We start from the raw sequence: 6,000 nt of genomic DNA, 5'->3' as shown, positions 1-6,000 counted from the left end.
GGCGGCCCGCGCGGCGGCGGCGACTTCCGTGGCGGCGGCGGCGGTGGCCCGCATGGCGGCATGTGGCGGAGAGGGGACCGCTATAACGGCGGCGGCGTGTTCGTCGATAACTGGCGCGGATACCGTGGCCTCTACGCACCCCCGCCGGGATATCGCTGGATCGATTACGGCGGCAGCTTCCTGCTCGCAGCCATCGCGACAGGCATCATAAGCAGCGTCGTCGCCGGCAGCGCCTATGGCTCAGGCGCCCCGGTCGCAACCCCCTATCCGACCTATCCGGGCGGCGCATACCCGGCCACAGCCGCGCCTTACCCGGCACAGGCCTATCCGGCAGCCCCATACCCGACCGGCCCCGGCTACTGATCTCAGAAACTGAGACGGGGCGCACCAGACAGGCGCGCCCCACAAAAAAACACCTCGCAACCGGCTCCCCACCAGACAGCCGGCGCCATCACCTCCGGAAACCGGAAACTCCGGCCCCTCAGATAATCCCGTCCCGGTCGCGTCCACCGGCGCCCCGCACAGCATCGCCAGTCACTGAAAGCGCCCGCTCCAGCTCACCACGATTCCGTGGCGCCCCCAGACACAGCCGCAACCCCGTATCGGCCTCCACCGAGACAGCCGACGCATCCGGCGGCGTGATCTCAACCCCCGCCCGCAACAGCCGCGCCGTCACCCGTTCCGCCTCCAGCGCCCCCATTGGCAGCCACGCATGCGGCGAACGCTCCGCCCCCGGAGCAGCGATCAGTCCGCCCAGCCTTTCCCGCGCCATCTCCCACCGCACAGCCGCCTCCGCCTGCACCGCATCCCCGATGGCGTCGATCCGCCCATCCTCAACCCACTGGCTGAACACCAGCGCCCCCAGCGCCGGCGGGCAATAACCCAGTGCCCGGATGCCCCGCATCAGCCGCTCCCGTGGCAGACCTGGCGGCAACGACAGAAACGCCAGCCGGAACCCCGGACAGACGCCCTTCGACAGACTGGCCAGATAAAGCGTCCGCTCCGGCGCAAGGGATGCAAGCTGCGGCAGCCGCGTGGAATAGGCGTAATACGCATCGTCCTCCAGAATCAGCAGATCCCGCGCCCGCGCCACCGCCGCGATCTCCCGCCGCCTCGTCTCCGACATCGTCCGCGTCGTCGGATTGTGCAGCGTCGGCAGCGTGAACAGCAGCCGGCTGCCCGTCTCCGCCGCCGCCCGGTCCACCGCCTCCGGCAGCAGCCCCTCCTCATCCATCGCCAGCCCCCGCAGCTTCAGCCCCAAATGATCCGCCGCCATGCGTGCGCCGTAAAACGTCGTGGACTCACAGAGAACCGTCTCGCCCGGCCCGCAAAACGACGAAAAAGCCAGCGCAATCCCATGCTGCCCGCCATTGCACTGAATCAGATTCTCCGCATCGAACGTCAGACCATATGTGCGTTCCAGCCACTGCGCCCCCGCCGCCCGTACATGCGGCAGCCCGGCCCCCTGAATATAATGTACCGCCGGATCGAGCGCCCCCTGTGCCATCAGCGCCGTCAGCGCCGCTCCCAGATCCGCCATCAGCGGCACCGGCGGCGGCGTATTGCACCGCAGATCGATCGGTCCGCCGCTGTGTCCGTCCGTGTCCCGGCCCGGCAGAACGCCATGCCCCATTGTGGGAATATCCGGCACCGCCGTCAGCCCGCCCCGCACAAACGATCCCCGCCCGACATGCGCCATCAGCAGCCCGCGCCGCTCCGCCTCGGCATAGGCCCGCGTCACACTCCCGACGCTGACACCCAGACGAAACGCCAGTTCGCGCTGAGGCGGCAGCCGTGCCCCCGCCGCCAGCACCCCGTCGCGGATGTCCCGCGTCATCGCCAGCACCAGCCGCTCATAGAGCGGCGCAGACCCCGACGACAGTTCCGGCAGCCACATATCCCTCTCCGACGCTCAGATTGAACCAGGACAATATAGTGATTGAACCCCATAAAAAAGATGTCAATCTAAAACAATCGAATCGATTCGACAGTAATTGTACTATAACAATAAGGATTGTCCCATGTTCCGGTCTCCTCCGGACACACCCTGTCCCTTACGGTTCGCTCCTGTTTCAACCCGGTCCCCGGAATGGCTGGATATAACCGGCCTCGCCGTCACCCTCATCGGTGGTCTGGCCCTGCTTCTCGCCATCCATACCCCGGCCGCCGCGCAGGAAGAGGACGAGCGCGTAGAAAAGATCGCTGTCCCCTATACCCGCGCCGACCTGACCGACCCCGCCCGGATGCGCCATCTCCTGACCCGCCTCGACAGAGCCGCCATGAAAGCCTGCGGCGACCTCGACGAAACCTCGTCACCGATGAAAGCCGCCGCGGAAAAATCCGACTGCCGCCGGCGCAGTTTTGCCCGCGCCGTCGTCGCCCTCCATAATCCGGCCCCGATACAGGCCCCGACAGAGACAGCCGCCGCGACCGCGCCGCAAACAGACCCCGTGGAGTAAAGACGCATGACAAAAGAACGCCCCTTCCGTCAGGTCGATGTCTTCGCCAGCGGTCCTTTTCTCGGCAACCCGCTTGCCGTGGTAGCCGATGCGGAAGATCTGTCCGACGAGCAGATGGCCCGGATCGCAAACTGGACAAATCTGAGCGAAACGACCTTCCTCCTCCCGCCGACCCGCCCGGACGCCGACTACCGCGTCCGCATCTTCACACCCCAAATGGAACTGCCCTTCGCCGGACATCCGACCCTCGGCAGCGCCCATGTCTGGCTTTCCCTGGGCGGCAAATCCGGAGACGACACCGTCATTCAGGAATGCGACGCCGGCCTCATCCCCGTCCGCCGGGATCAGGGTCGCCTTGCCTTCGCCGCCCCGCCCCGCCGCCGCACCGGCCCCGTCGATCCCGAAGAACTGGCCCAGGCTCTCAAAGGACTCCATCTGAGTCCCGAAGATCTCGCAGACGCCGCATGGGCCGATAACGGCCCCGGCTGGAAAATCCTCCGCCTGCGCGACCGTGAGACCGTCCTGCGCATCACCCCGGACTGGCAGGCGCTTGCCAGCCAGAAAATCGGCGTTGTCGCCCCATGGAATCCGGCCCGTGACGGAACCGGCGCTCAGTTCGAAGTCCGCGCTTTCGTGGGAGGTGAGGGGGGCTGGGAAGACCCCGTCACCGGAAGCCTCAATGCCGGGATCGCTCAGTGGCTGATCGAAAGCGGCATCGCACCGGAGCACTACATCGCCAGCCAGGGCACGGTCCTGAAACGCGCCGGCCGCGTCTTCGTGGACAAATCAGGAGACGACATCTGGATCGGCGGCAACGTGACAACCCACATCGCCGGCACTCTCACGGTCTGATTGCCCTGACGCCCGGAGACCGGGATCCTCTCGCTCACGTCTTTACGTTTAAACAAACCGGGATCAAAGAGCCTGCGGTCCTTTGATCCCAGGGTAACGCCCCAAAAACCAGGCAGAATATTCCAATAAAAAAGGCGTTTATATACTTTGCAAAGACAGGCGGGATGGCTTTTCGGGGCTTTGCCCCGAACCCCACAAAGGGCCGCAGGCCCTTTGATCCCGGTTGATGAAATCAAAGAGGTGAGGGAACCAGGCCCTGCCTTGTCTCCGGTTTGCAAAACACATAAGCGCCATAAAAAAAGCCGCTGCAAACCCTCACGGGCCACAGCGGCTTTTCCATAGGAATGACAGCCCCGAAGAGCCGTCACCTCCATGCTATGCGTGTCAGTCGACGCTGATCGCGGCAGCTTCCGGACCCTTCTGGCCCTGAACCACCTTCACGTTCGTGACCTGACCCTCGTTGAGGGAACCAATGCCCGAGCGCTCCAGAGCGGACGCATGAACAAAGATGTCCTTGCCGCCATGGTCCGGCGTAATGAAGCCAAAGCCCTTCGTGGCGTTGTACCACTTCACGGTGCCACGAACTTCCTCAGCGCTGGACAGATCCGGAGCCGGACGCGGCGCACGGCCACCACCGAACCCGCCGGCGCCACGCGGAGCGCCAAACCCGCCAGGTGAACGGGGACGCTCAGGCTGGGCCGTGCTCTCGTCAACCGTCAAAACTTCCGCGACCTGGCGACCCTTCGGCCCCTGTCCGATCCGAACGGAAAGCGTAGCACCGGGGCTCACACTGTCATGGCCAGCCTGCGAAAGGGCGTTCGCATGCAGGAACACGTCACCCGAACCGTCAGCCAGCTCGACAAAGCCGAAGCCCTTCTCGCCGTTGAACCACTTCACAGTGGCGTCGATTTCCGGTCCGGAGGCGATCACCTGCGGGCTGCTGGGACGACGAGGCGCATATCCGCCACGATCCCCGCCACCTGCGCCGGCGCCGCCAAAAGGCGAGTTGCCGCGATCATAAGGTGAGGGTGCGCTCATAAAATCATCGTCAAATCCGCCGCGGCGGGGAGAGCGGGAGCTGCGGTCGGTTCTGTTACTTCTCAACGGTCTTGATCCCGAGGTCTGGTGTGGCGAAAAAAGTCGCCTTGTGAAATAAATCCGGGGGAGGGGAGAGACGGCGCCGTAATGGTCGCCCTGTCGCGGCACATGTCGTCTCAACCTTGAATTCCGGTATCCGGGGTTTCCGGGTGGTCACCGGGGACAGACACAGAAAAGCATAAGGTGTCACCCGAAAGCTACTGTCTTTTTGCTTATTGCACCCCTGTACACATGAATTTCTTGCAATGAGATCCGTAGACGCCGTCCCGCGTTATTACCTTTCGGGCCGTTATCCGGCCATTACCGGACCAGCCCTGCGCCACATGCCGGCCCCGCTGAGCAACATTACTGAATTTCCATAGGACCTTTCTTATCAGGCTGTTTTGTCTTAAACGATCAGCAGAGAATGACATGCCCGCGTCATTCCCGTGCGTGGGCGGCAGACACGCGAGGAAAATAAAGAATGCGGCACGGTCTGAAGCGCGGCCCCGGCTCTCACTGGAAAGTTTTCGTGGCGGCTGGCGCGGCGGTAGCAGGCCTGGCCGTCTCGTCCGGAGTCCATGCGACTCCTCTGCAGGACAATCAGGGCACCTGGACCCTGCAGGGCGAAAATGACGCGGTGTCCACATTAAAGGGCACGTCAGACCAGTATTATACGAGCGGCCTCCGCCTGAACTGGACATCCGGCACGGATAATCTGCCCGCCCCGATCGCCACCGTTAACCGCGCCATCCTCGGCCCGGGCATGCAGCGGATCAGCATCGGCGTCCAGCAGCTTATCTTCACACCGTCCAATACCCAGATCGCCACACCGTCCCCGCGCGACCGGCCCTATTCCAGCCTCCTGCTCGGCACCGTCAACCTGATCAGCGACACCGACCTGTCGCGCGGTGTCTTCGGCATCCAGTTCGGCATCATGGGACCGGACGCCCTTGGCGAGCAGCTCCAGAACGGCTTCCACGGCGCCATCGGCGACACCAGCAACAAAGGCTGGCGTCACCAGCTCTCCAACCAGCCGATCTTCCAGGTCCAGTATGGACGCACCTGGCGCCTGCCCCTCGGCACACTCGGCGGCCGGAACGGCATCTCCTTCGACATGCTCCCGACAGTCGCCGCCCGCGTCGGCGATTACCGGACCGCAGGCACCATCGGCGACACAATCCGCTTCGGTCAGGGCCTGGACAGCGATTTCGGCGTCCCGACCATCGGCGCCGGAACCGACGGCACAGACGCCTACAAAGGCACGCGCGCCGTCCCCTGGTATTTCTTCGGCGGCGTGACCGGCGACGCCGTCGGCTACGACGCCTCGCTCCAGGGCAACACCATGCGCAGCAACTCCCCGCACGTGAACAAAAAGTGGGATGTGGGCGAAATCCACGCCGGCGTCGCCGTGATGTTCTACGGAGTGCGTATTTCCTACAGCCAGGTCTGGCAGACCCAGGAGTTCAGCACCGCCCGCAGCGGCCTGTTCAATTACGGATCACTGGCCGCCTCCGCGAAGTTCTGAACCCGATCAGCCCTTATGCCGCGCTCTTATTCTTCGGCGCGGCAGCTTTTCGGGGCTTTGCCCCGAACCCCACAAAGGGACGCG

At 64.3% G+C, this 6,000-nt stretch carries 6 protein-coding genes; 4 read left to right on the top strand and 2 right to left on the bottom strand.

Annotated elements, in window-relative coordinates:
• Window positions 1–363, top strand: a 363-nt coding sequence (locus GOB93_RS13170; RefSeq protein ID WP_173583963.1) for an RcnB family protein, incomplete at its 5' end; no start/stop codon positions are given.
• A 118-nt stretch (window positions 364–481) separates the two neighbouring features.
• Here GOB93_RS13170 and GOB93_RS13165 read toward each other — a convergent pair.
• Window positions 482–1,897 carry an aminotransferase-like domain-containing protein gene (locus GOB93_RS13165; RefSeq protein WP_173583962.1) on the bottom strand — a complete coding sequence of 472 codons (1,416 nt, stop codon included), beginning with the start codon at window positions 1,895–1,897 and terminating at the stop codon, window positions 482–484.
• A 124-nt stretch (window positions 1,898–2,021) separates the two neighbouring features.
• Here GOB93_RS13165 and GOB93_RS13160 point away from each other — a divergent pair, with 124 nt between their 5' ends.
• Both GOB93_RS13160 and GOB93_RS13155 read left to right on the top strand, forming a co-directional pair.
• Entirely contained in the window at window positions 2,022–2,459 is a 438-nt protein-coding gene (locus GOB93_RS13160) for a UrcA family protein (RefSeq protein ID WP_173583961.1), read from the top strand.
• A gap of 6 nt (window positions 2,460–2,465) precedes the next feature.
• Window positions 2,466–3,311 carry a PhzF family phenazine biosynthesis protein gene (locus GOB93_RS13155; protein ID WP_173583960.1) on the top strand — a complete coding sequence of 282 codons (846 nt, stop codon included), beginning with the start codon at window positions 2,466–2,468 and terminating at the stop codon, window positions 3,309–3,311.
• Window positions 3,312–3,695: 384 nt separating this feature from the next.
• Here the strand turns inward: GOB93_RS13155 and GOB93_RS22040 are convergent, their stop codons facing one another.
• A complete protein-coding gene (locus GOB93_RS22040) occupies window positions 3,696–4,415 on the bottom strand; it encodes a cold-shock protein (protein ID WP_173583959.1) in 720 nt (239 codons plus the stop codon).
• 457 nt (window positions 4,416–4,872) lie between these two features.
• On the opposite strand from GOB93_RS22040, the gene GOB93_RS13145 reads away from it, so the two are divergent.
• A complete protein-coding gene (locus GOB93_RS13145) occupies window positions 4,873–5,916 on the top strand; it encodes a lipid A deacylase LpxR family protein (RefSeq protein ID WP_173583958.1) in 1,044 nt (347 codons plus the stop codon).
• The last annotated feature ends 84 nt before the right edge of the window (window positions 5,917–6,000 follow it).

Source organism: Acetobacter musti, from assembly GCF_011516835.1.
In the GTDB taxonomy this organism is placed as follows: Bacteria; Pseudomonadota; Alphaproteobacteria; order Acetobacterales; family Acetobacteraceae; genus Acetobacter; species Acetobacter musti.
The sequence above is the reverse complement of the archived record's forward strand: the minus strand, read 5'-3'. Positions and strand labels throughout refer to the sequence as shown.

Excerpts from the sequence above, each read along its gene's own strand:
- GOB93_RS13165 (WP_173583962.1), bottom strand. The coding sequence starts at position 1,897 with ATGTGGCTGCCGGAACTGTCGTCGGGGTCTGCGCCGCTCTATGAGCGG.
- GOB93_RS13160 (WP_173583961.1), top strand. The coding sequence starts at position 2,022 with ATGTTCCGGTCTCCTCCGGACACACCCTGTCCCTTACGGTTCGCTCCT.
- GOB93_RS13155 (WP_173583960.1), top strand. The coding sequence starts at position 2,466 with ATGACAAAAGAACGCCCCTTCCGTCAGGTCGATGTCTTCGCCAGCGGT.
- GOB93_RS13145 (WP_173583958.1), top strand. The coding sequence starts at position 4,873 with ATGCGGCACGGTCTGAAGCGCGGCCCCGGCTCTCACTGGAAAGTTTTC.